The organism is Pseudomonas siliginis, assembly GCF_024072275.1.
GTDB lineage: Bacteria > Pseudomonadota > Gammaproteobacteria > Pseudomonadales > Pseudomonadaceae > Aquipseudomonas > Aquipseudomonas siliginis.
On record NZ_CP099598.1, the window covers coordinates 4,456,031 to 4,476,038 of the forward strand.

Consider the following 20,008-nt stretch of genomic DNA (forward strand, 5'->3'; position numbering starts at 1 on the left):
CCACTTCCCGAGTATCGCAAGCATGTTTTTCAATCGCCAGAAAGCCGCCCTCGCTGAACTGCAACACACCGTTTTTGACCAGGCCGCGATGCTCGAAGCGATCAACCGTTCGATGGCGGTGATCGAGTTCGATCTTGATGGCGTGGTGTTGCGTGCCAATGACAATTTCCTCAAGACCATGGGTTACACGGCTGCCCAGGCGATTGGCCAGCCGCACCGGCATTTCTGCACACCTGAGTTCGGTCGCAGTGCCCAATACACTGAGCTGTGGTCGCGCCTGAAAAACGGTCAGTTCCAGTCCGGCACTTTTGAACGGGTCGACAGCAAAGGCCAGCCGATCTGGCTGGAGGCCAGTTACAACCCGATCAAGGATGCGTCGGGACGGGTGATCAAAGTGGTCAAGTACGCGATGGATGTCACCGCCAAGGTGCAGCAGGAGAACGAGGCCAACGCCAAGCTGCAGGCGATCGATCGCGCGATGGCGGTGATCGAGTTCGATCTCGACGGCAATATTCTTACCGCCAACCAGAATTTTCTCACGCGCATGGGTTACAGCCTCGCAGAGCTCAAGGGCCAGCATCACCGCCTGTTCTGCACTCCGGCGCTGGTCAACAGCGGCGCCTATCAGGATTTCTGGCGGCGCCTGAATCAGGGCGAGTTCTTCCACGGACAGTTCGAGCGCGTGGATAAGCGCGGTCAGATCGTCTGGCTGGAGGCCAACTACAACCCGGTATATGACGCTTCGGGGCGCTTGTACAAAGTCGTGAAGTTCGCGTCTGACGTTACCGCCCGTGTCGAGCAACACGAGCAGGACGCGCGCAGTGCCAGCACCGCTTACCACATCTCGGTAGCAACGCGAAAAGTCGCCGAGCAAGGTACGCAAGTGATTCAACAGGCTGCCAGCGAAATGCGCGAAATCGCCGAGGACATCAGCCAATCTTCAACGTTGATCGCGCAACTGGGCGACCGCTCCGAGCAGATCACCGCCATCGTCAACACCATCCGCGCGATCGCCGATCAGACTAACCTGCTCGCCCTCAACGCGGCCATCGAGGCGGCACGCGCCGGTGAACAGGGTCGCGGGTTTGCCGTGGTCGCCGATGAAGTGCGGCAACTGGCGGCGCGCACCAGCGGTTCCACCGCAGAAATCTCCACCATGATCAGTCTGATCCAGAGCGAAACACGGCAGGCGATCAAGAGCATGCAAGGCACCCGCGACCGCGCCGCAGAAGGCGTGGAACTGGCCAATCAGGCCGGCACGGTGATTCTGCAGATTCGCGATGGCGCCAGTGAGGCGGTGGATGCGGTGAGCATGTTTGCCAATGAGCGGGTGCCGAATTGAGGTTTGTGCAGGGTCGATAGAACGAGTCGCGACCTTCGTGGGCAGCCCGCGAAGGTCGGCCGCCACAACGCAGAGCTATAGTGACGACACGTCCCAAGCCCCGCCGAGTGCCCCATGAATAACGAAAAACCCGAAGTAACCAACGCCCCCATCGATCACCTGCGCTTCCACCGCCCCCACGCCCACCTGAATACGACCTTCGGCAACGACGCCTTCGCCCTGCGCGCCGAAGCCTTTGCGCGGTTCTTCGGCACGCCGCTGTTCCTTGGAGCGCAAACCTTGATCGTTGCGGTATGGATCGGCCTCAACGTATGGGGCGTGACTCAATTCGACGTCTACCCGTTCATCCTGCTGAACCTGGCCTTCAGCCTGCAGGCGGCCTACGCCGCGCCATTGATCCTGCTTGCACAAACCCGTCAGGCCGCGCGCGACAAAGCGCAGGCCGACGCCGATGCGCAGCACCGCGAAGCTCTGGCATTGGCCAATACCGAACGTCAGGCAGAGGCGGCGAAGAATTCCGCGCAATTGCTGGCATTGCTGGAACAAAACACCCGCCTCACCGAAATGACGAAAACCCTCACCGAACGCATCGAAAGCCTGACCAGCGAATTGCACGCTCACGTGTGCCAGAACTAAGGTCGCCTTCGCGAGCAGGCTCGCTCCCACATTGGATCTGTGGCGTTCACGAAATCCCTGTGGGAGCGAGCCTGCTCGCGAAGAGGCCCGCAACCACACAGCAAAACTTCAACCGCGCACCAGACTCCGCACCGCAACAATCTCCGGCACTTCAACCTTGCTCATGTAAACCCGCAGCGGCTCGGTGACGTTGATGCGGTCGTCGATGTGTTGATCGAGCAGCAACTGAATCAATTCGCGCTTGAGGGTCATGGTGGTTTCCGACGCCGTCACCCAGACGAATTCATTGGCCGGGATGATGCCGTCGTCGGCGACGTCCATGCCGAACGAATCTTCGCTGAAGCGCACGATGTACTGACCAGTCTTGCGGTTGAGGCCAACGAAGCCTTTGAGGTCGTCGGCGGCCTGGCAGATGAGTTGGGAGGTGATGCGCATGGTAAACCTCACGAAAGATGATCGATGGTTTACACGCAGGGCAATGTAGCGGCGCGCCCTCTGCCGGGGCATATGCCGTGGGCAAGCGTACTGCAAACAGCGCCACAAAAGTGCAGGAAATTTCCGTTTTGCTCGCTTTATGTCGGTCTGGCGATAGCCCTGCGGCGCTTCAATTGTTAAAAGGTACGTCTCGAAAAAAACCTGCGAAAGGAACTCGACCATGCCTGCCACTTTTACCCGAAGCGCTCTGGTGCTGAGTCTGTTGTTCGGCCTCGGTCAGGCGCATGCCACCAGCCACCCCGAGCCCAAGGCAATCGCTGCCGCCAACGGCATTCCGCATCCAGCGGTGATTGCTCACCGTGGCGCGTCGTTCGATGCCCCGGAATCCACCGCTGCGGCCTACAAACTCGCCCGTGACCTCGGCGCCGATTACCTGGAAATGGATTTGCAGCGCAGCAAGGACGGCGTGCTTTTCGCCCTGCACGACGACAACCTGCAACGCACCACCGACGTCGCCAGCAAATTCCCCGAGCGCAAGGACAGCCCGGCCACCGCGTTCACCATGGCCGAACTGAAAACCCTCGATGCCGGCAGCTGGTTCAACACCAAATACCCTGACCGCGCACGCCTGTCCTACGCCGGGCTGAAAATTCTTACCCTCGATGAAATCATCGACATCGCCCGCGCCAACCCGCAGCACAAGCCGGGCCTGTACATCGAAACCAAAGAGCCGCAGCTGTTTCCCGGCATCGAACATGACCTGAAGGAAAAACTGCAGGATCGCGGCTGGCTCAGTCCGGCCGGCTCGAAACTGGCGAAAAGTGCGCTGGGCGTCGGTCAGGGCAAAGGCAAGGTGATCCTGCAGACCTTCGATAAGAACAGCCTGCAATTGCTGGAAAAAGAGATGCCGCAAGTGCCGAAGATCCTGCTGTTGTGGGTCGGCGAAGGCAGCATCGAGCCTAAATCTGCGGTGACGTTTGCCGCGTCCGGCGAGAAAGACAAAAACGTTTTCTACGGCAAGCAGGAACCGAAGTCAGAAGCGGAATTCAAGCAATGGGTCGATTACGCCAAGGCCCAGGGCGCGATCGGCACCGGCCCTTCGGCGAAGCTGACCCATGGTGGTGACCAGAGTTACTCCGACCTGGTGCAGCCATGGATGAATCAGTACACCCATGATCAGGGCATGCTGGTGCATGTTTATACGGTCGACGAGCCGGTGGACTACGAGAAAGTCATGGCCGCGGGTGTCGACGGCATCTTTACCAACCGCGCCAGTGAACTGTTGAAGTTTTATAAGCGTCCGGCGGCTGGCAGCATTGACGATGTTTTGAAGAAGAACGGTTTCTGATTTGTAATCGAGTCGCCTGCTTCACGATCAGGCTCGCTCCCGCAAAGAGCAGTTTTATCGCGGAGCAGAGATTTAAGGGTGAATTAAGTTGCGCTGGTTAATCTGAACCCACTTACACAGATCAACCACTTCAACGCACTGCCAAGGAATGAACCGATGAAAACTTTGACTGCCCTGTTTACCGCCGCTGCCCTGACCCTCACCGCTGGCCTGGCTCAGGCTGATGTTCGCATTGACCAGATCCCGCAACTGGTCAAGGACGGCAAGATCAAGTCGCTGGAATCGATGAACGCCGAAGCACTGAAACTGCACCCGGGCGCAACGATTACCGACACCGACCTGGATAACCACTTCAATGGTTATGAGTATGAAGTTGAACTTAAAACTGCTGACGGCAAAGAGTTCGACGTGGACTTTGATGCCACCACCGGTAAAGTGCTGAGCGACAAGCAAGACACTTGATAGACCGCTGTTAAAGAGCCGCACGATTTAACGATCGTGCGGCTTTTTTGTGGTTGCGGATTGAGGCGCAAACTTTGTGTGTTCTGTGAACTCGATCCCCCTCACCCCAGCCCTCTCCCCCAAGGGGGCGAGGGGGAAAGGGAGCAGATCGGGGAAATTTCGGAGCCTGAGTTCGCCTCAAAATTAAAAAGCCATCACAAACGACTACCAGCCTGAGTACGCCTCGGCATTTCAGGTCGGCGAATCTCGAACAATCAACACGGTCAGTCCCCTCTCCCTCTGGGAGAGGGTTAGGGTGAGGGGCTGACAAACCACCACCCAAAATCAAGCACTCAACCGCGCCGTCACCTCATTCAACTGCCCCGACAACCCATGCAAATTCTGACTGGCACTTTCGGTGCGCTGCACGTTGTCCAGGTTGGTGCTGGCAATCGCGGTGATTTCAGTCAGGTTGCGCGAGATATCCTCGGCCACCGACGTCTGCTCTTCTGCCGCTGTGGCGATCTGCCGGTTCATGTCGCGAATCGCCTCCACCGCCAAGGTGATGCGCTCCAGCATCGCGCCGGCCTGGGTGACTTGCTCGACACTTTCATCACTGCGCGCCTGGCCGCTCTCGATAGCCTGCGCGGCATCGACGGCGCCGGTCTGCACGTTCTGAATGATCTGGTTGATCTCGATGATCGACTCCGCCGTGCGCTGAGCGAGGTTGCGCACCTCATCGGCGACGACGGCAAAACCGCGCCCGGCCTCACCCGCCCGCGCCGCTTCGATGGCCGCGTTGAGCGCCAGCAGGTTGGTCTGTTCGGCAATGCCACGAATCACTTCCAGCACCTTGCCGATACGACCGCTGTCGGCTTCCAGTCGACGGATCACCGTGGCGGTGTTGGCGATTTCGCCGCGCATCTGCGTGATCGAGTGAATGGTGGTTTGCATGACCTTTTCACCCTGCTGCGCCGACTGATCGGCATCGTCGGCAGCACGTGCGGCATCGGCGGCGTGACGGGCGACTTCCTGGGCCGTGGCGGACATTTCGTTCATCGCCGTGGCCACTTGATCAGTGCGGTTGAATTGCTCGCTGGTGCCGCCGGCCATGGTCGTGGCAATGGCGTTCAACTCGCCGCTGGCGCTGTCCAGATCACCGGCGCTGCGTTGCAAGCGAGTGAAGGTGTCCGCCAGAAAATCGCGCAGAGTGTTCGCTGCGGCAGCGAGGTTGCCCAGTTCATCGCGACGCTCGCTGACAACACGTTCAGCCAACTGGCCACGGCTCAAGCGGGTGACGTAATCGATGAGGTTGCGGATCGGTTCGATCAGGTTGCGGCTGACCAGCCACAGGCTCAGCAGACCGATCAGCAAGCCTGATGCGAGCATCACCAACAGGCCCAGCCACACGGTACGGTCAGCGCTGGCACTGATCAATGCCGACTGCGCGGTGCCCTGCTCGCGCAGTTCGGCAACCAATGCACTCATCTGCTCGCTGGTGGCGCGGTCGACGCCTTTGACAGCTGCGTCGCCGGCGCTCGGATCACCACCGGCAGCCACGTAGGCATCGCGGCCTTTCTGGTAGGCAGTACCCAACTGGCGATGCTCGTCGCGCAAGCGTTCGATGCGGGATTTGAGATTGGCCTCGATGCCTTTCTGGCCGGCCAGTTCGCCGAGAATGTTCTGCACGTCGCGCTGACGCTCTTCGAACTGGCTCCAGTATTTCGCCAGATCCGCTGGTTGCTTGCCGCGCAGCAGAACGTTTTTCCACTCTTGCACCTGCACCTTGAATTGCAGGTTGGCTTCATCGATCAGTTGCGAAGTGTGCAGCGGGCCGGCGATCAACTGGCTGTAGCTTTGCACGCCGTTGGAGAGGAAATGAAAGCAGGCCAGAGCGATCAACAGCATCGCCAGCAGACTGCCGCTCAACAGGGCGAGAATTTGCGCTCTCAGGGATTTTTGCAGCATTGCAAGGTACTCGAAGCAGGGATGAGGCACGCCCGAACGGACGTGAAAAATGGCCGGACTTCCCTGTCGACGTACCATGACCAAGGCCAATGGCGCGCAACCTAACTCACCCGTGATCGGCATGCCAGAGCCTTCCTTGAGAAACTTCCGACAGCCGGTAACGCTTTGATTTGCAGTCACTTTGCTGTCACAAAACGGTCATGTGAGCTTGCGATGATGCCGCTCCGGTGAACCTGAAAATCCTGCCCCAGACACCCTCCTCGCAGCGAGCCGCCATGAACCACAGCCTCGATATCAGCCATCGCGACCCGGACCTGTTTGGCTTGCTCTACGGCTTTCGTTTTCTGCCCGGGGAGCGCGGTCGCGAGATCGATTCGGCGACGGCGTTGCGCTGTTTGCAGGACGACAGCGACAGTGGCGAATTCCTCTGGCTGCACCTGAACCTGGCCCACGCCGCGTGCGAGCGCTGGATGAAAAGTCATCTGCAATTGCCCGAGGAATTTTTCGAGGCGTTGCACGAAGGTTCGCGTTCGACACGCATCGAGCATGTCGATTCGGCGCTGCTGGCGGTGGTCAACGATGTGGTGTTCAACCTCAGCAGCATGGTCTCCTCCGACGTGTCGACGCTGTGGGTCTGCGTGCGCAGCAAACTGATCGTCAGCGCGCGCCTGCAACCGCTGCATTCGGTAGACAAATTGCGCTCGTCAGTGAAGGCCGGCGAGTGCTTTCGCTCGCCCTCGGAATTGCTCGTGCATCTGCTGCGCGATCAAGGTGAGGTGCTGACGCAAATCGTGCGCAAGACCAGCCTGAGTGTTGATCAGGTCGAAGACGAACTGCTCTCCTCGCGCCTGTCGACCAACCGCGCCGAACTTGGTGCCAACCGTCGCGTGCTGGTGCGTCTGCAACGGCTGTTGGCGCTGGAGCCGGGTTCGCTGCTGCGCCTGCTCAATCGTCCGCCGCCGTGGTTGCAGAAGGAGGACGTCAAGGAACTGCGCAAATCCACCGAGGAGTTTGCGCTGATCATCAACGACCTCACCGCCCTCGGCGAGCGCATCAAATTGCTGCAGGAAGAGATCGCCGCCAACCTCAACGAACAGAGCAACCGCACGCTGTTCACCCTGACGGTGGTGACAGTGCTGGCCTTGCCGATCAACATCATCGCCGGTTTTTTCGGGATGAATGTCGGCGGTGTGCCGCTGTCCCAGGATCCGCACGGATTTTGGGTACTGGTTGCGCTGGTGGCGACGTTCACCGTGATTGCCGGGCGCTGGGCGTTTCGCAAGCGTGGCGATTACTGAGCGCATATCCCACACGCAACACAGCCCTCCCTGTGGGAGCGAGCCTGCCCGCGAAGTCGGTGTGTCAGATAAATCAATGTTGAATGACATGGCGCTTTCGCGAGCAGGCTCGCTCCCACAGTTCTGGCCAAGGTGAGAAGTCAGAGCGTTGAACGAACGACATCGCCGAGCCAATCCATAAACACCCGCACCCGCAGCGGCAAATGCCGTTGCCGTGCGTACAGCAAGGAAATCGCCATCGGCGGTGCGGTGTGTTGCGGCAGTACGGTCACCAGTTCGCCATTTTCCAGATGCGGCTGCATGCCGGTACGTGGCACCTGGGTCAGCCCGAAGCCGCCCAGGCACGCCGCTTCATAGGCATCGGTGCTGTTGACCGTGACACTGCCGGCCATCGCCACGCGCCGCACTTCGCCACCCTCCTCATAGACAAACCCTTCCGAACGCGAGCCCAGTACGCCGACGTAATGCACCAGTCGATGCCGCGCCAGATCCTCGATGGTCTGCGGCACGCCGTAACGTTGCAGGTAAGCCGGGCTGGCGCAGTTGACCATCGGGAAGTCGCCGAGATGCCGGGCGACCACCGACTGATCCGGCTGCGCGCCGATGCGTAACACGCAGTCAAAACCCTCGCTCAGCAGATCGACACGGCGATCGGTGCTGCTGATTTCCATCTGCAGATTCGGGTGGCGATCCATGAATTCCGGCAGGCGCGGCAGGATCAGCCTTCGCGCGAGAATGTTCGGCATGTCGACACGAATACGCCCGGTCAGCGACGCCTCGTCCTGACGAAACAGCCCCTCGATTTCATCCATGTGCGAGAGCAGATCCTTGCTGCGCTCATACAACACCATGCCGTCCTGAGTGGCCTGCACCTTGCGCGTGGTGCGCTGCAACAGTCGCGTGCCGAGCAAGGCTTCGAGCGCCTGCACCTGTTCGGAGACCGTGGAGCGCGGCAGGCCGAGGCTTTCACCGGCGAGAGTGAAACTCGACAGTTCGCTGACCCGAACGAAGGTACGCAGCAGTTCCAGTTTGTTCATGACAAGCCCCGGTGATTGTTCGGCCGCCGATCAGTGATTCCGCTTTTGCCGTGTTTATCACCTCAGGGCGGATAAATAAACTTCTTCCATCCCCACTCAACGCAATCGAGGAAGTCCGCATGAATCGCAAAATCGCACTGATCACCGGCGCCAGTCGTGGCCTCGGCCGCAGCGCCGCACTGCACCTCGCCGCGCAAGGCATCGACATCATCGGCACCTTCAACAGCCGCGCCGACGAGGCGCAAACTCTGGTCAGCGAATTACAGGCACGCGGCGCGAACGCGGCGATGCTGCAACTGGACGTCGGCCGCAGCGAAAACTTCGCCGCGTTTGCCGAGCAGATTGAACAAGCACTGGAACAGACTTTTCAGCGCCAGCGCTTTGACTTCCTTATCAACAACGCCGGGGTCGGCGTGCATGCGCTGTTCAGCGAGACCACCCCTGAGCAGTTCGATCTGCTGATGAACGTGCAGTTGAAAGGACCGTTCTTCCTGACTCAGCAACTGCTGCCGCTGATCAATGATGGTGGGCGCATCGTCAATATTTCCAGCGGCCTGACCCGCTTCAGCCTGCCGGGTTATGGCGCCTATGCGGCGATGAAAGGCGCGATGGAAGTGCTGACGCGTTATCAGGCGAGAGAGCTGGGTGCGCGGCAGATTGGCGTGAACGTTCTGGCGCCGGGCGCGATTGAAACCGATTTTGGCGGTGGCACGGTGCGCGATAACAGCGCGGTCAACGCGATGGTTGCCAGCAACACTGCGCTGGGTCGCGTCGGCCAACCAGATGATATTGGCGGTGCACTGGCGCTGCTGCTGTCAGAGGGTGGACAGTGGATCAATGGTCAGCGGGTCGAGGCATCCGGCGGCATGTTCCTCTGACTTTGTGTGCGATGACTCACCTTTGTGGTGAGGGAATTTATCCCCTCACCACAGGTTTACCTCAGCTTTCACATGTGCGGCGGGCCATGAAGCGCTCGCGCAGGACGTCATAACCCCAGTGATAGACATAGGTGTACGGCAGGAAAAACAGCAGCACGCCGATATCGAGCAACAACGCCTGCCACAGGCTGACCGACAGCCACCAGGCAATCAGCGGCACGCCCATCACGATCAGTCCACCTTCGAAAAGCAACGCATGCACCACCCGCACCCAGGCGTTGTGCGGCAGATTCATCCGCGCCAGAGCACGGTCGAAAAAACGGTTGAACACCACATTCCACGCCAGCGCCAACAGCGCGATCAACACGGTCACCGCGCCCATGTCGAGCAGCGGCTTTTGCATGATCCATGCGAGCAGCGGCGTGCAGATCAGGATCGCGAGAAACTCGAAACCAACCGCCTGGAAAACACGTTCGGTAATGGACTTGTGGGCAGTCATGGCCTGACTCCTTGTTTGACGATGGTTGCCATGATCCAACTGAATACCGATACTTCATAACCAATAACCATCGACCAAGGCGATAGTTCATGGCTTCGCAAGAAGTGCTGTTGGCGTTTGTCCAAGCGGCGACGCAAGGCTCGTTCTCAGCGGCGGCGCGCAAGTTGGGGCGCAGTCAGTCGACCATCAGCGCGGCAGTGGCAAGCCTGGAGATCGATCTGGATCTGCAGCTGTTCGACCGCAGCAGCCGCAAGCCCACGCTCACCCCTGCCGGCCACGTGATGCTGCAAAAAGCCGAGGCGATTCTGGCCGCCACCAGCCGCCTAGAGATGAGCGCACGGCAATTGGCGCAGGGCGTCGAGCCGAAGCTGACCGTGGCGATTTCCGACACTTATCAGTCGTATCGTTTCGAGGCGGCACTGGTGGGTTTCGAGCAGCGTTATCCGGAGCTTGAGCTGGAATGCCTGATTGCCGAATGCGAAGACCTGATCGAACTGGTCCAGCGCGGCCGGGCGCATTTGGCCTTCGCGGAAATGCAGGACAGCTACCCGCCGGACCTTGTGACCTCGACGGTGGCCGAGCGCACGGAGATTGCCTTGTTCGTCAGCCGCGAGCATGCGTTGGCGAAGCTTGAGCATGTCGATCAGCAGATTCTCGAGCAACATCGCGAGCTGCGCCTGGCGACCATCGTCAATCCGTATGACAGTCGTGGCAAAGGCCGGGTGTGGTCGGCGCCGAGTTATCTGATGCTGCTGGAAATGGCGGAAAAAGGCTTTGGCTGGGCACCGTTGCCGAGGTGGCTGGTACAGCGCTATGCCAATGACTTGCTGATAGAGCTCGACGTGCGCGGCTGGCCGAAACCGGTGTTTGTCGACGCCTTGTGGTCGCGCTTGTATCCCCCGGGGCCGGCGGGGAGCTGGTTGCTCAGCAAGATGCTCGAATAAGATCAAAAGCCCCTCACCCCAGCCCTCTCCCGGAGGGAGAGGGGGCCGACCGAAGTGTCTGGCGTTATGCATCGACCTGAAAAACCTTATCGATTATGGATTCAAGACAATTCGTTCAAGTCGATGAATTCCTCCAATATCCCCCCAATCAGCCCCCTCTCCCTTTGGGAGAGGGGGCCGACCGAAGTGTCTGGCGTTATGCATCGACCTGAAAAACCTTATCGATTATGGATTCAAGACAATTCGTTCAAGTCGGTGAATCCCTCCAATATCCCCCCAATCAGTCCCCTCTCTCTTTGGGAGAGGGGGCCGACCGAAGTGTCTGGCGTTATGCATCGACCTGAAAAACCTTATCGATTATGGATTCAAGACAATTCGTTCAAGTCGGTGAATCCCTCCAATATCCCCAATCAGCCCCCTCTCCCTTTGGGAGAGGGGGCCGACCGAAGTGTCTGGCGTTATGCATCGACCTGAAAAACCTTATCGATTATGGATTCAAGACAATTCGTTCAAGTCGGTGAATCCCTCCAATATCCCCAATCAGCCCCCTCTCCCTTTGGGAGAGGGGGCCGACCGAAGTGTCTGGCGTTATGCATCGACCTGAAAAACCTTATCGATTATGGATTCAAGACAATTCGTTCAAGTCGGTAATCCCTCCAATATCCACCCAATCAGCCCCCTCTCCCTTTGGGAGAGGGGGCCGACCGAAGTGTCTGGCGTTATGCATCGACCTGAAAAACCTTATCGATTATGGATTCAAGACAATTCGTTCAAGTCGGTGAATCCCTCCAATATCCCCAATCAGCCCCCTCTCCCTTTGGGAGAGGGGGCCGACCGAAGTGTCTGGCGTTATGCATCGACCTGAAAAACCTTATCGATTATGGATTCAAGACAATTCGTTCAAGTCGGTGAATCCCTCCAATATCCCCCGATCAGTCCCCTCTCCCTTTGGGAGAGGGTTAGGGTGAGGGCAATCCACAGACTGCCCACAATCGCCAGAGCGCCAAGGTCAGAGCATTTCCAGCGCCATGATCCGTCCTCGAATAAACCGCCGCTCCGGCTCCTGCCGCGTCAGCTCCAGCGCCCGCTGATACGCCGCCCGCGCCTGCTCCACTCGGCCCAATTGCCGGCAAAACTCCGCCCGCGCCGAATGCGCCAAGTGGTAATCCTGCAACTCCCCACGCGCCAAAATCCCTTCAACCAACAACAACCCGGCCAACGCTCCATCCCGTTTGGCCACCGCCACCGCGCGGTTCAGCTCGATCACCGGCGACGGCACCGCGCGCAGCAACACGTCGTACAGACCGACAATCTGCTGCCAGTCCGTTTGCGCCGCCGACGGCGCTTCCGCATGCACCGCTGCAATCGCCGCTTGCAGGCAATATGGCCCGAAGCGTCGCGTACTCAGCGCGCGCTCGACCAGCGCGCAGCCTTCAGCCATCAACCCGGCATCCCACAGCGAGCGATCCTGATCGTCGAGCAATACCAGTTCACCGCTCGGCGAAGTGCGCGCCGGCCGCCGTGATTCATGCAGCAGCATCAGCGCCAGCAGACCCATGACTTCCGGCTCAGGCAGCAACTCCATCAACAAGCGCCCCAGCCGAATCGCTTCGCGAGTCAGGTCCTCGCGGGTCAGCTCGGCGCCGACCGAGGCCGAATAGCCTTCGTTGAACACCAGATAAATCACCCGCAACACGCTGTCCAGGCGCTCGGGCAATTCGTTCAGCGTGGGTACTTGATAAGGGATTTTCGCGTCGCGGATCTTCGCTTTGGCGCGCACGATGCGCTGGGCAATCGCCGCCGGCGCCGAGAGAAAAGCGCGGGCGATTTCCTCGGTGGTGAGGTCGCAGACTTCGCGCAAGGTCAGCGGCACTTGCGCATCCGCCGCCAGGGCCGGGTGACAGCAGGTGAAGATCAGCCGCAAGCGATCGTCTTCCACGTCTTCGCCACTCCAGTCAGCCTGTTCCAGCTCATCGAGTTGTGCCAGCAGCAACGGTTGCGACGCCTTGAACCGGGCGCGCCGGCGCAGCACATCGATGGCTTTGAAGCGTCCGGTCGAGACCAGCCAGGTGCGCGGGTTGTCCGGCACGCCGTCGCGCTGCCAGCGCTCGACCGCGACGAAGAACGCCTCGTGCAAGGCTTCTTCAGCGAGGTCGAAATCACCGAGCAGGCGGATCAGCGTGGCCAGAATCCGCCGCGAATCCTCACGGTAGGCCTGCTCGACCCGCGCCCTGACGTCAGACATTCAACTGCCGCACCGGGCGCACTTCAACGCTGCCGACCCGCGCTGCCGGAATATTGCCGGCGACCTGGATCGCTTCGTTGAGATCCTTGGCATCGATCAGGTAGAAACCGGCCAGTTGCTCCTTGGTTTCAGCGAAAGGCCCGTCGGTGATCGACAACTTGCCGTTGCGCATCCGTACCGTAGTGGCGGTTTCTACCGACTCCAGCGCTTCGGCGGCGATCATCCGCCCGCTGCCCTGAATCGACTCGGCGTAGGCCCAGCATTCGGCGTCCTCCGGGCTGTCGGGCGAGGTGTGCAGCAGGCGTTCATCGCTGTAGACCAGGCATAGGTATTTCATGGCGATCTCCTGATTCGAACGGATCAACTATGGCTGAAGATCAGGGGGTTACATCGAACAGCGTCGCGCCGCTCATCGGATCGAACGGTGCCGACCAGTGCTCGTGGGCAATCTTCCACGCCCCGCCGATTTGCCGGTAACAGGCGGTGACACGCATCCAGCAACTCTGGGTTTCGCCTTTGTCATTGGTGCCGCCGCAGTTGGCCACCCAATGGGCGAAAGCGATGTTGTCGGCACTTTCGATGGCGATTTCGTGGAACTCGAAGATGTGCGGGCCGGGGCACATTTCCATGCACTCGACCCAGTGCGCGCGGTACGCCGCTTTGCCTTTGAATTGCAGGGCCTTGATCGCATCGAACGAGACGATGTCGTCGGCGTACAGGGCCATGACTTTCTCGACGTCCTTGGCCATTACCGCTTCGCGATAGGTGTTGATCAGAGTCTGGATCTCGCTTTGTGCGCTCATGGTGTTCTCCGTGGTTTTTGTTGTGAAGACACCCTTAGTCGTTTGCCCAATGCGCGGATCGACAGGGCAAACAAAAAAATTTCGCCGACGACAATCTCGCTAGAATCCGAGGCTCACTCTTTGTAGGAAAAAGGAAATTCCCGTGTCAGCCCAACTCGTGCCTTACGACAGCCTCAGCCCTTTGCAGCGTCAGCAAGTCGAGGCCATTGAAATCCACCCCGAGCAGATCAGATTCTCCGGCGACATCCACGGTGCCTTGCACACCCTGCTGTCGAAACCCGGCCCCGGCGTAAAGGGTTTTGCCCTGCTGGCGGACGACGTACCGGTAGCGTTTCTGCTGCTCAAGCGCCCACCGGTGTTGCCCGACTGGGCCGACGAACACAGCGCCACGTTGCATGCGCTGCAGGTCGATCGCCGAGCGCAGGGCAAGGGTTACGGCAAGGCTTGCCTGCAAGCGCTGCCCGCTGTCGCCCGTGAAGCATGGCCGGAAATCAAAGGACTGGAATTGTCGGTGGACGCTGATAACGAGGCGGCGATTGCGCTGTACGCCAAGCATGGCTACGTCGACAGCGGCGAGGCGTACAAGGGCCGGATCGGTTACGAGCGGCGGATGGGGCTGTTCTTCTGAGTATCCCCTGATCGTTCCCACGCTCCGCGTGGGAACGCCTCTTTGTGACGTTCTGCGTCACGGTGTTGGGACGCGGAGCGTCCCCGGCTGCATTACCACGCGGAGCGTGGGAACGATCAGGCAGTTTCGATAGGTGTTGGCTTCAGAGGGTCAGGATCATCTCGTGCCACGCCATGCCGCCGTGGTCGGACTCCGACGGTTTGATGTAAGCAAAGCCAAACCCGGCGTACAACGCAATGTGTTGCTCTTTGCACATCAGATGAATCGTCGCTTTGTCCATCGCACGCATGCGCTCGATGAATTCGCCGAGCAAGCGCTTGGCCAGGCCCTGCCCTTGGTAATCCGGGTGCACCACCACCGACATGATCACCACGTTCGGCCCTTTCGGGTCGTGGCCGATCAGCTCCTTGAAGGCCTCGTCGGACATCTGCACGTCGAACGCCGCGCCGGAATTGATGAAACCGGCGACCACACCGTCCACCTCGGCGACGATGAAGCCGTCCGGCCAGGTGGCGATGCGCGTGGCGATCTTTTCGCGGGTAGCAGCTTCGTCGCCTTCGTAGGCGACGGTTTCGATGGCGTAGCAGCGGTCGAGGTCGGCGGCGCTGACGTTGCGGATCACGGTGTTCATGGCAACTCGGGAATCTGTGGAAACAAGGCCCGCCAGCATAAAGCAGAACCACCGGGGCGGACATGCTCCGCCTCGATTGTGACACCGCTCAAGCCTTGATCGGCAGCCAGATTTCCAGGGTGCCGGTATTGAGCTTCGGATTGAAATCCTCGCTATAGCGCTCGAATTCCGGGGCATCCGCCGCTTCGTGGCCGGACTGCGGCAGCCAGGTGTTCCAGATGTACTGGAAGGTGTCGGGGAGTTGCGCCAGTGGCCCTTTGTGCTCGAACACTGCGTACTGCTGCGGTTGGATTTCAACCCAGCGATACTTCTCCGGCAGGTCGTCGAGCTTGTCGATCTGCACCCCGGCGATGTATTCGAAACCGCCCTCGCCGTCCGCGTTGCAGCAAACGCCGTAGGTCACTTCATTGACTTGCGCGGGGATTTTTCCCAAGTGCGGGATCAGTTTTTTCCACAACGCGGGAATGTTGTCGGTGGTCCCCTGAGTGAATCGCCCGCCGAAACCGGCAATCAGCAGAAATTGCCCGTGTTCGAAGCGCGGCCCAGCCAATTCGACGCGTGGTTGTTCATCCATGACGCGACTCCTCAGAACGCAAAAGTGGGTTCGGCTGGGAGTATAGAAAGCCCGATCCGTTTCGCACGTTTACAGCGCATGCAACTGCTCGACGGCGCCCGAGCCGACAAACTCGTTGTACCCGGAAACGATCACGTAGACCGCGAAATAGCAGAAGATCGCCGCCGATGCCAAGTAGGAGTAACGAAGCAGCTTGTCGCCCAGCAGTTTGCCGCCGTGGCTTGCCGCGAAGCACAGACCGGCCGACCACAGCAGCCCGGCGCAGAGAAAACCACCGAGAAACAGCGCCGAACTCAACGGACCACCGCCACCGGATCGCGCAATCAACGTGCCGCCGACCGCAGCAAACCAGAGAATCGCACTCGGCGACGACATCGCGAGAAAGATGCCGCGAAAGAATTCCTTGCGATGGGAGTTCTGCCCCACTTCCGCGGTTTCCGCCAGCAGCGCTTCGTGGTGGATCGCCGAATAAATCATCTTCGCCGCAAAGTAGATCAGCAGCGCCGAACCGCCAATCCACAGCACCCAGCGCACGGTTTCGTATTGCAGCAAAACGGTCATGCCGGCCAAGGCCAGCACCGCGTAAATCAGGTCGCCGACACAGGTGCCCAGGCCCAGCGCGAAGCCCTGAAAGTAGCCGCGCTGCATGGCCAGGGTGATCATCGCGATGTTGGCTACGCCGATATCCAGGCACAGCGAAAGGCTCAGCAAGAAGCCGCTGGTGAATTCCATTGACCGATTTTCCTTGAAAAAAATGTTTACAACCGCGCTGGACAGTATGCCATCACTGCCCTTATCTTCCGCCACAGGTCACCGCAGTGACCAGCGTCGCTCGGACGGTTCCGGGCGCTTACGTTATCCGAGGCAACAATGGCCGAACAAGGTTCGCCGCGCCGCTTTGCGCGCATAGATCGACTCCCCCCTTACGTGTTCAACATCACCGCCGAGCTGAAGATGGCCGCTCGCCGCCGTGGTGAAGACATCATCGACCTGAGCATGGGCAATCCCGACGGCGCCACGCCGCCGCACATTGTCGAAAAACTGGTGCAGGTCGCCCAACGTGAAGACACCCACGGTTACTCGACGTCCAAGGGCATTCCGCGCCTGCGCCGGGCGATTTCCAACTGGTACAAGCAGCGCTACGAAGTCGATATTGACCCGGAAAGCGAAGCCATTGTCACCATCGGTTCCAAGGAAGGCCTGGCGCATTTGATGCTGGCGACCCTGGACCAGGGCGACACCGTACTGGTGCCGAACCCGAGCTATCCGATCCACATTTACGGCGCAGTGATTGCCGGCGCTCAGGTGCGTTCGGTGCCGCTGGTGCCGGGGGTGGACTTCTTCGATGAGCTGGAGCGGGCCATTCGCGGCTCGATCCCCAAGCCGAAAATGATGATCCTCGGTTTCCCGTCCAATCCGACCGCGCAGTGCGTGGAGCTGGATTTCTTCGAACGGGTGATCGCGCTCGCCAAGCAGTACGACGTTTTGGTCATCCACGATCTGGCTTACGCCGACATCGTCTACGACGGCTGGAAAGCCCCGTCGATCATGCAGGTGCCAGGGGCCAAGGACATTGCGGTGGAGTTTTTCACCCTGTCCAAGAGCTACAACATGGCCGGCTGGCGCATCGGGTTCATGGTCGGCAACCCGGAACTGGTCAGCGCCCTGGCGCGGATCAAGAGCTACCACGACTACGGCACCTTCACCCCGCTGCAAGTGGCGGCGATTGCCGCGCTGGAAGGCGATCAACAGTGCGTGCGCGACATCGCCGAGCAGTATCGTCAGCGGCGCAACGTGCTGGTCAAAGGCCTGCATGAGCTGGGCTGGATGGTCGAGAATCCGAAAGCGTCGATGTATGTCTGGGCGAAGATTCCCCAGGCGTATGCGCATCTGGGTTCGCTGGAGTTCGCCAAGAAACTGCTGGCCGAGGCCAAGGTCTGCGTTTCGCCGGGCGTGGGTTTTGGCGAGTACGGCGATGATCACGTGCGCTTCGCCCTGATCGAAAATCAGGACCGCATTCGTCAGGCCGTGCGCGGGATTCGCGGGATGTTCCGCGCGGATGGCTTCAATCCGAAATCTCCTGCCTGACACCTGCCCCCTGTGGGAGCGAGCCTGCTCGCGAAAGCGGTGGGTCAGTCAGCATATTGGCTGGCTGACCTGGCCCCTTCGCGAGCAGGCTCGCTCCCACATTGGTTTTGGGTGAACCACGAAATCCACCCACAAAAAAACCGCATCACTGCGGTTTTTTTGTGCCTGCAAACTGCCGTTTAAACGAACAGCGACAACAGCAGTATAAACCCCAGGCCCACTACCGACAGAATGGTCTCCATCGCGGTCCAGGTCTTGAAGGTTTCGGCCACGGTCATGTTGAAGTACTGCTTGACCAGCCAGAAACCAGCGTCGTTGACGTGGGACAGGATCAGCGAACCGGCGCCGGTGGCCAGCACCAGCAGCTCACGGTTGACGCCCGGAATCATGCCGACAACCGGCACCACAATGCCGGCGCCAGTGATGGTCGCCACGGTCGCCGAACCGGTTGCGATACGGATCACCGCCGCCACCAGCCAGGCCAGCAGGATCGGCGAGATCTGTGCGCTGACCGCCATGTGGCCGATCACATCACCCACGCCACTGGTCACCAGCATCTGCTTGAAGCCACCGCCCGCACCAATGATCAGAATGATCGCGGCGGTTGGCGCCAGGCTCGCGTCGAGCCACTTGAGCATCTGGTTGGAACCGATGCCCTGCTTGTAGCCAAAGGTGTACAGCGACAGCAGCAACGCCAGCAGCAGTGCGGAGATCGGGTGGCCGATCATGTCCATCCAGATACGGAAGAAGTTGCCGTCCGGCAGCGCTACGTCAGCGAAGGTTTTCAGCAGCATCAGGAACACCGGCAGCAACACGGTGACCAGAGTAATGCTGAAGCTCGGCAGGTTGGCCGAATCGTTTTCGCGGGCCAGTTGATCGACCAGCTCCTGATTCGGGTGGCCAGGAATGTGCTTGGCGATAAAGGTACCGAAGATCGGACCGGCAATGATGGCGGTCGGCAGCGCGACGATCAGACCGTAGAGAATGGTCTTGCCGATGTCAGCGCCGAACACGCCGATGGCCAGCAGCGGGCCTGGGTGCGGCGGTACCAGACCGTGCACCGCAGAGAGGCCGGCGAGCAGCGGGATACCGATCTTGATGATCGATACGCCAGTGCGACGCGCAACGATGAACACCAGCGGAATCAGCAGCACGAAGCCGATTTCGAAGAACAGCGGGATACCCACCAGGAACGCAGCGAACATCATCGCCCACTGCACCTTGTCCTTGCCGAAGGCGCGGATCAGGGTCTGGGCGATCTGATCGGCGCCGCCGGATTCGGCCATCATTTTGCCGAGCATGGTGCCCAGGGCGAGGATGATGCCGACGAAACCGAGCACGCCACCGAAGCCGTCCTGGAACGCCTTGATGATGGTATTGATCGGCATGCCGGAAGTCAGGCCGAGGAAGGCGGCGGCGATGGTCAGGGCAATGAACGGGTGAATCTTGAATTTGGTGATCAGGATAATCAGGCCGATTACCGTGACCACTGCATCGAGCAGCAGGAACGTCTCGTGGGACATGCCAAACATGGGGGGTGTCTCCTGGATTGTTGTTGTTATTAAAGCGGGTTGAACAGAAGTCGGGAGGACAGCGCTGTCTTTTTCAACATGCTCATATCGCCTGTTTCAGGCCGTTGGCCTGCCACCAGACGTGAGCCTGCTGGGCCAGCTCTTCGACGCTGTGAATCGAGGCATTGAGCGGCAGAGTCAGCGGCTCGCCCTTGGGCGATTCGAGGGTGGCGAACTGGCTTTCGATCAACGTCGCCGGCATGAAGTGGCCCGGGCGGTGCGATACACGCTCGGCGGCGACTTCCGGAGTCAATTCAAGAAACACGAAACCCAGGCCCGGCAGGGCACTGCGCAGACGTTCGCGGTAACTGTGTTTAAGGGCCGAGCAGGTCAACACCGGGCGCTGGCCTTGGGCATCGACGCGACGCAGTTCATCGCACAGGCTGTCGAGCCAGCCGGCGCGGTCTTCGTCGTTCAGGGGGATCCCCGCGCTCATCTTTTCGATGTTCGCGGCCGGATGGAAAGTATCGCCTTCAATGGCAGTGGCGCCGCTCAAATGGCACAGGGCCTGGCTGACGCACGTCTTGCCGCAACCGGCAACGCCCATGATGACCAGGGCGGTGATGGGATGACTCATATAACACCTCAGCGCGCAGACAGCGCTACCTTTGCTAGCTATGACTCTAGTGCACAGGCAGAAGT

21 protein-coding genes are annotated in these 20,008 nt (G+C 59.8%); 9 read left to right on the plus strand and 12 right to left on the minus strand.

Annotated features, from left to right (window positions below; all coding sequences use genetic code 11):
• The first annotated feature begins 22 nt into the window (after window positions 1–22).
• Together NF676_RS20490 and NF676_RS20495 are read left to right on the plus strand one after the other, a co-directional pair.
• The gene (locus tag NF676_RS20490; protein WP_122704239.1) at window positions 23–1,342 is read left to right on the plus strand and encodes a methyl-accepting chemotaxis protein; all 1,320 of its coding nucleotides are present in this window, start codon (window positions 23–25) and stop codon (window positions 1,340–1,342) included.
• Between the two features lie 114 nt (window positions 1,343–1,456).
• Complete coding sequence (locus NF676_RS20495) at window positions 1,457–1,978, plus strand: DUF1003 domain-containing protein (protein WP_252886681.1); 522 nt, start codon at window positions 1,457–1,459, stop codon at window positions 1,976–1,978.
• Between the two features lie 108 nt (window positions 1,979–2,086).
• On the opposite strand, the gene NF676_RS20500 is transcribed toward NF676_RS20495, so the two are convergent.
• Window positions 2,087–2,413 carry a DUF2025 family protein gene (locus NF676_RS20500; RefSeq protein ID WP_252886682.1) on the minus strand — a complete coding sequence of 109 codons (327 nt, stop codon included), beginning with the start codon at window positions 2,411–2,413 and terminating at the stop codon, window positions 2,087–2,089.
• A 220-nt stretch (window positions 2,414–2,633) separates the two neighbouring features.
• Here NF676_RS20500 and NF676_RS20505 point away from each other — a divergent pair, with 220 nt between their 5' ends.
• Window positions 2,634–3,761, plus strand: coding sequence for a glycerophosphodiester phosphodiesterase (locus NF676_RS20505; RefSeq protein ID WP_252886683.1), 1,128 nt, complete (start codon window positions 2,634–2,636; stop codon window positions 3,759–3,761).
• A gap of 156 nt (window positions 3,762–3,917) precedes the next feature.
• The gene (locus NF676_RS20510) at window positions 3,918–4,223 is read left to right on the plus strand and encodes a PepSY domain-containing protein (protein ID WP_016773566.1); all 306 of its coding nucleotides are present in this window, start codon (window positions 3,918–3,920) and stop codon (window positions 4,221–4,223) included.
• A 324-nt stretch (window positions 4,224–4,547) separates the two neighbouring features.
• On the opposite strand, the gene NF676_RS20515 is transcribed toward NF676_RS20510, so the two are convergent.
• Window positions 4,548–6,170, minus strand: a complete 1,623-nt coding sequence (locus NF676_RS20515; RefSeq protein WP_252886684.1) for a methyl-accepting chemotaxis protein — start codon at window positions 6,168–6,170, stop codon at window positions 4,548–4,550.
• A gap of 275 nt (window positions 6,171–6,445) precedes the next feature.
• On the opposite strand from NF676_RS20515, the gene NF676_RS20520 reads away from it, so the two are divergent.
• Window positions 6,446–7,468 (plus strand): transporter, encoded by a 1,023-nt coding sequence (locus tag NF676_RS20520; RefSeq protein ID WP_039758494.1) that lies wholly within the window; start codon window positions 6,446–6,448, stop codon window positions 7,466–7,468.
• A 140-nt stretch (window positions 7,469–7,608) separates the two neighbouring features.
• On the opposite strand, the gene NF676_RS20525 is transcribed toward NF676_RS20520, so the two are convergent.
• Window positions 7,609–8,505, minus strand: coding sequence for a LysR family transcriptional regulator (locus tag NF676_RS20525; RefSeq protein WP_252886685.1), 897 nt, complete (start codon window positions 8,503–8,505; stop codon window positions 7,609–7,611).
• Between the two features lie 119 nt (window positions 8,506–8,624).
• Here NF676_RS20525 and NF676_RS20530 point away from each other — a divergent pair, with 119 nt between their 5' ends.
• Window positions 8,625–9,383 carry an SDR family NAD(P)-dependent oxidoreductase gene (locus NF676_RS20530; RefSeq protein ID WP_252886686.1) on the plus strand — a complete coding sequence of 253 codons (759 nt, stop codon included), beginning with the start codon at window positions 8,625–8,627 and terminating at the stop codon, window positions 9,381–9,383.
• A gap of 61 nt (window positions 9,384–9,444) precedes the next feature.
• Here the strand turns inward: NF676_RS20530 and NF676_RS20535 are convergent, their stop codons facing one another.
• The gene (locus tag NF676_RS20535; protein WP_041479212.1) at window positions 9,445–9,882 is read right to left on the minus strand and encodes a multidrug/biocide efflux PACE transporter; all 438 of its coding nucleotides are present in this window, start codon (window positions 9,880–9,882) and stop codon (window positions 9,445–9,447) included.
• Between the two features lie 89 nt (window positions 9,883–9,971).
• Here NF676_RS20535 and NF676_RS20540 point away from each other — a divergent pair, with 89 nt between their 5' ends.
• The gene (locus NF676_RS20540) at window positions 9,972–10,826 is read left to right on the plus strand and encodes a LysR family transcriptional regulator (RefSeq protein WP_056788010.1); all 855 of its coding nucleotides are present in this window, start codon (window positions 9,972–9,974) and stop codon (window positions 10,824–10,826) included.
• A 1,009-nt stretch (window positions 10,827–11,835) separates the two neighbouring features.
• On the opposite strand, the gene NF676_RS20545 is transcribed toward NF676_RS20540, so the two are convergent.
• The 3 genes from NF676_RS20545 to NF676_RS20555 are packed head-to-tail and all read right to left on the minus strand — an operon-like array spanning window position 11,836 to window position 13,874.
• Window positions 11,836–13,071 carry an RNA polymerase sigma factor gene (locus NF676_RS20545; RefSeq protein WP_252886687.1) on the minus strand — a complete coding sequence of 412 codons (1,236 nt, stop codon included), beginning with the start codon at window positions 13,069–13,071 and terminating at the stop codon, window positions 11,836–11,838.
• Window positions 13,064–13,408, minus strand: coding sequence for a YciI family protein (locus NF676_RS20550; protein ID WP_024014039.1), 345 nt, complete (start codon window positions 13,406–13,408; stop codon window positions 13,064–13,066). The genes NF676_RS20545 and NF676_RS20550 overlap by 8 nt, the downstream gene beginning before the upstream one ends.
• Window positions 13,409–13,448: 40 nt before the next feature.
• On the minus strand, window positions 13,449–13,874 hold the full coding sequence (locus tag NF676_RS20555) for a YybH family protein (RefSeq protein ID WP_236168344.1): 426 nt from the start codon (window positions 13,872–13,874) through the stop codon (window positions 13,449–13,451).
• Window positions 13,875–14,016: 142 nt separating this feature from the next.
• Here NF676_RS20555 and NF676_RS20560 point away from each other — a divergent pair, with 142 nt between their 5' ends.
• Complete coding sequence (locus NF676_RS20560) at window positions 14,017–14,502, plus strand: GNAT family N-acetyltransferase (RefSeq protein ID WP_236168343.1); 486 nt, start codon at window positions 14,017–14,019, stop codon at window positions 14,500–14,502.
• A 142-nt stretch (window positions 14,503–14,644) separates the two neighbouring features.
• Here the strand turns inward: NF676_RS20560 and NF676_RS20565 are convergent, their stop codons facing one another.
• The 3 genes from NF676_RS20565 to NF676_RS20575 form a co-directional block, all read right to left on the minus strand.
• The gene (locus tag NF676_RS20565) at window positions 14,645–15,133 is read right to left on the minus strand and encodes a GNAT family N-acetyltransferase (RefSeq protein ID WP_016773555.1); all 489 of its coding nucleotides are present in this window, start codon (window positions 15,131–15,133) and stop codon (window positions 14,645–14,647) included.
• A gap of 88 nt (window positions 15,134–15,221) precedes the next feature.
• Window positions 15,222–15,707: a GyrI-like domain-containing protein gene (locus NF676_RS20570; RefSeq protein ID WP_236168341.1), complete on the minus strand. Its 486-nt coding sequence runs from the start codon at window positions 15,705–15,707 to the stop codon at window positions 15,222–15,224.
• Between the two features lie 69 nt (window positions 15,708–15,776).
• Window positions 15,777–16,439 carry a LysE family translocator gene (locus NF676_RS20575; protein ID WP_041479200.1) on the minus strand — a complete coding sequence of 221 codons (663 nt, stop codon included), beginning with the start codon at window positions 16,437–16,439 and terminating at the stop codon, window positions 15,777–15,779.
• Window positions 16,440–16,577: 138 nt separating this feature from the next.
• Here NF676_RS20575 and alaC point away from each other — a divergent pair, with 138 nt between their 5' ends.
• On the plus strand, window positions 16,578–17,795 hold the full coding sequence (alaC, locus tag NF676_RS20580; RefSeq protein WP_110602462.1) for an alanine transaminase: 1,218 nt from the start codon (window positions 16,578–16,580) through the stop codon (window positions 17,793–17,795).
• Between the two features lie 179 nt (window positions 17,796–17,974).
• On the opposite strand, the gene NF676_RS20585 is transcribed toward alaC, so the two are convergent.
• On the minus strand, window positions 17,975–19,327 hold the full coding sequence (locus tag NF676_RS20585; protein ID WP_016773551.1) for a GntP family permease: 1,353 nt from the start codon (window positions 19,325–19,327) through the stop codon (window positions 17,975–17,977).
• Window positions 19,328–19,409: 82 nt separating this feature from the next.
• Window positions 19,410–19,943, minus strand: a complete 534-nt coding sequence (locus NF676_RS20590) for a gluconokinase (RefSeq protein ID WP_252884723.1) — start codon at window positions 19,941–19,943, stop codon at window positions 19,410–19,412.
• Window positions 19,944–20,008: the final 65 nt, after the last annotated feature.

What these genes read in the sequence shown, in the direction of transcription:
- NF676_RS20490 (WP_122704239.1), top strand. Translation starts at nt 23, where the DNA reads ATGTTTTTCAATCGCCAGAAAGCCGCCCTCGCTGAACTGCAACACACC.
- NF676_RS20495 (WP_252886681.1), top strand. Translation starts at nt 1,457, where the DNA reads ATGAATAACGAAAAACCCGAAGTAACCAACGCCCCCATCGATCACCTG.
- NF676_RS20500 (WP_252886682.1), bottom strand. Translation starts at nt 2,413, where the DNA reads ATGCGCATCACCTCCCAACTCATCTGCCAGGCCGCCGACGACCTCAAA.
- NF676_RS20505 (WP_252886683.1), top strand. Translation starts at nt 2,634, where the DNA reads ATGCCTGCCACTTTTACCCGAAGCGCTCTGGTGCTGAGTCTGTTGTTC.
- NF676_RS20510 (WP_016773566.1), top strand. Translation starts at nt 3,918, where the DNA reads ATGAAAACTTTGACTGCCCTGTTTACCGCCGCTGCCCTGACCCTCACC.
- NF676_RS20515 (WP_252886684.1), bottom strand. Translation starts at nt 6,170, where the DNA reads ATGCTGCAAAAATCCCTGAGAGCGCAAATTCTCGCCCTGTTGAGCGGC.
- NF676_RS20520 (WP_039758494.1), top strand. Translation starts at nt 6,446, where the DNA reads ATGAACCACAGCCTCGATATCAGCCATCGCGACCCGGACCTGTTTGGC.
- NF676_RS20525 (WP_252886685.1), bottom strand. Translation starts at nt 8,505, where the DNA reads ATGAACAAACTGGAACTGCTGCGTACCTTCGTTCGGGTCAGCGAACTG.
- NF676_RS20530 (WP_252886686.1), top strand. Translation starts at nt 8,625, where the DNA reads ATGAATCGCAAAATCGCACTGATCACCGGCGCCAGTCGTGGCCTCGGC.
- NF676_RS20535 (WP_041479212.1), bottom strand. Translation starts at nt 9,882, where the DNA reads ATGACTGCCCACAAGTCCATTACCGAACGTGTTTTCCAGGCGGTTGGT.
- NF676_RS20540 (WP_056788010.1), top strand. Translation starts at nt 9,972, where the DNA reads ATGGCTTCGCAAGAAGTGCTGTTGGCGTTTGTCCAAGCGGCGACGCAA.
- NF676_RS20545 (WP_252886687.1), bottom strand. Translation starts at nt 13,071, where the DNA reads ATGTCTGACGTCAGGGCGCGGGTCGAGCAGGCCTACCGTGAGGATTCG.
- NF676_RS20550 (WP_024014039.1), bottom strand. Translation starts at nt 13,408, where the DNA reads ATGAAATACCTATGCCTGGTCTACAGCGATGAACGCCTGCTGCACACC.
- NF676_RS20555 (WP_236168344.1), bottom strand. Translation starts at nt 13,874, where the DNA reads ATGAGCGCACAAAGCGAGATCCAGACTCTGATCAACACCTATCGCGAA.
- NF676_RS20565 (WP_016773555.1), bottom strand. Translation starts at nt 15,133, where the DNA reads ATGAACACCGTGATCCGCAACGTCAGCGCCGCCGACCTCGACCGCTGC.
- NF676_RS20570 (WP_236168341.1), bottom strand. Translation starts at nt 15,707, where the DNA reads ATGGATGAACAACCACGCGTCGAATTGGCTGGGCCGCGCTTCGAACAC.
- NF676_RS20575 (WP_041479200.1), bottom strand. Translation starts at nt 16,439, where the DNA reads ATGGAATTCACCAGCGGCTTCTTGCTGAGCCTTTCGCTGTGCCTGGAT.
- alaC (WP_110602462.1), top strand. Translation starts at nt 16,578, where the DNA reads ATGGCCGAACAAGGTTCGCCGCGCCGCTTTGCGCGCATAGATCGACTC.
- NF676_RS20585 (WP_016773551.1), bottom strand. Translation starts at nt 19,327, where the DNA reads ATGTTTGGCATGTCCCACGAGACGTTCCTGCTGCTCGATGCAGTGGTC.
- NF676_RS20590 (WP_252884723.1), bottom strand. Translation starts at nt 19,943, where the DNA reads ATGAGTCATCCCATCACCGCCCTGGTCATCATGGGCGTTGCCGGTTGC.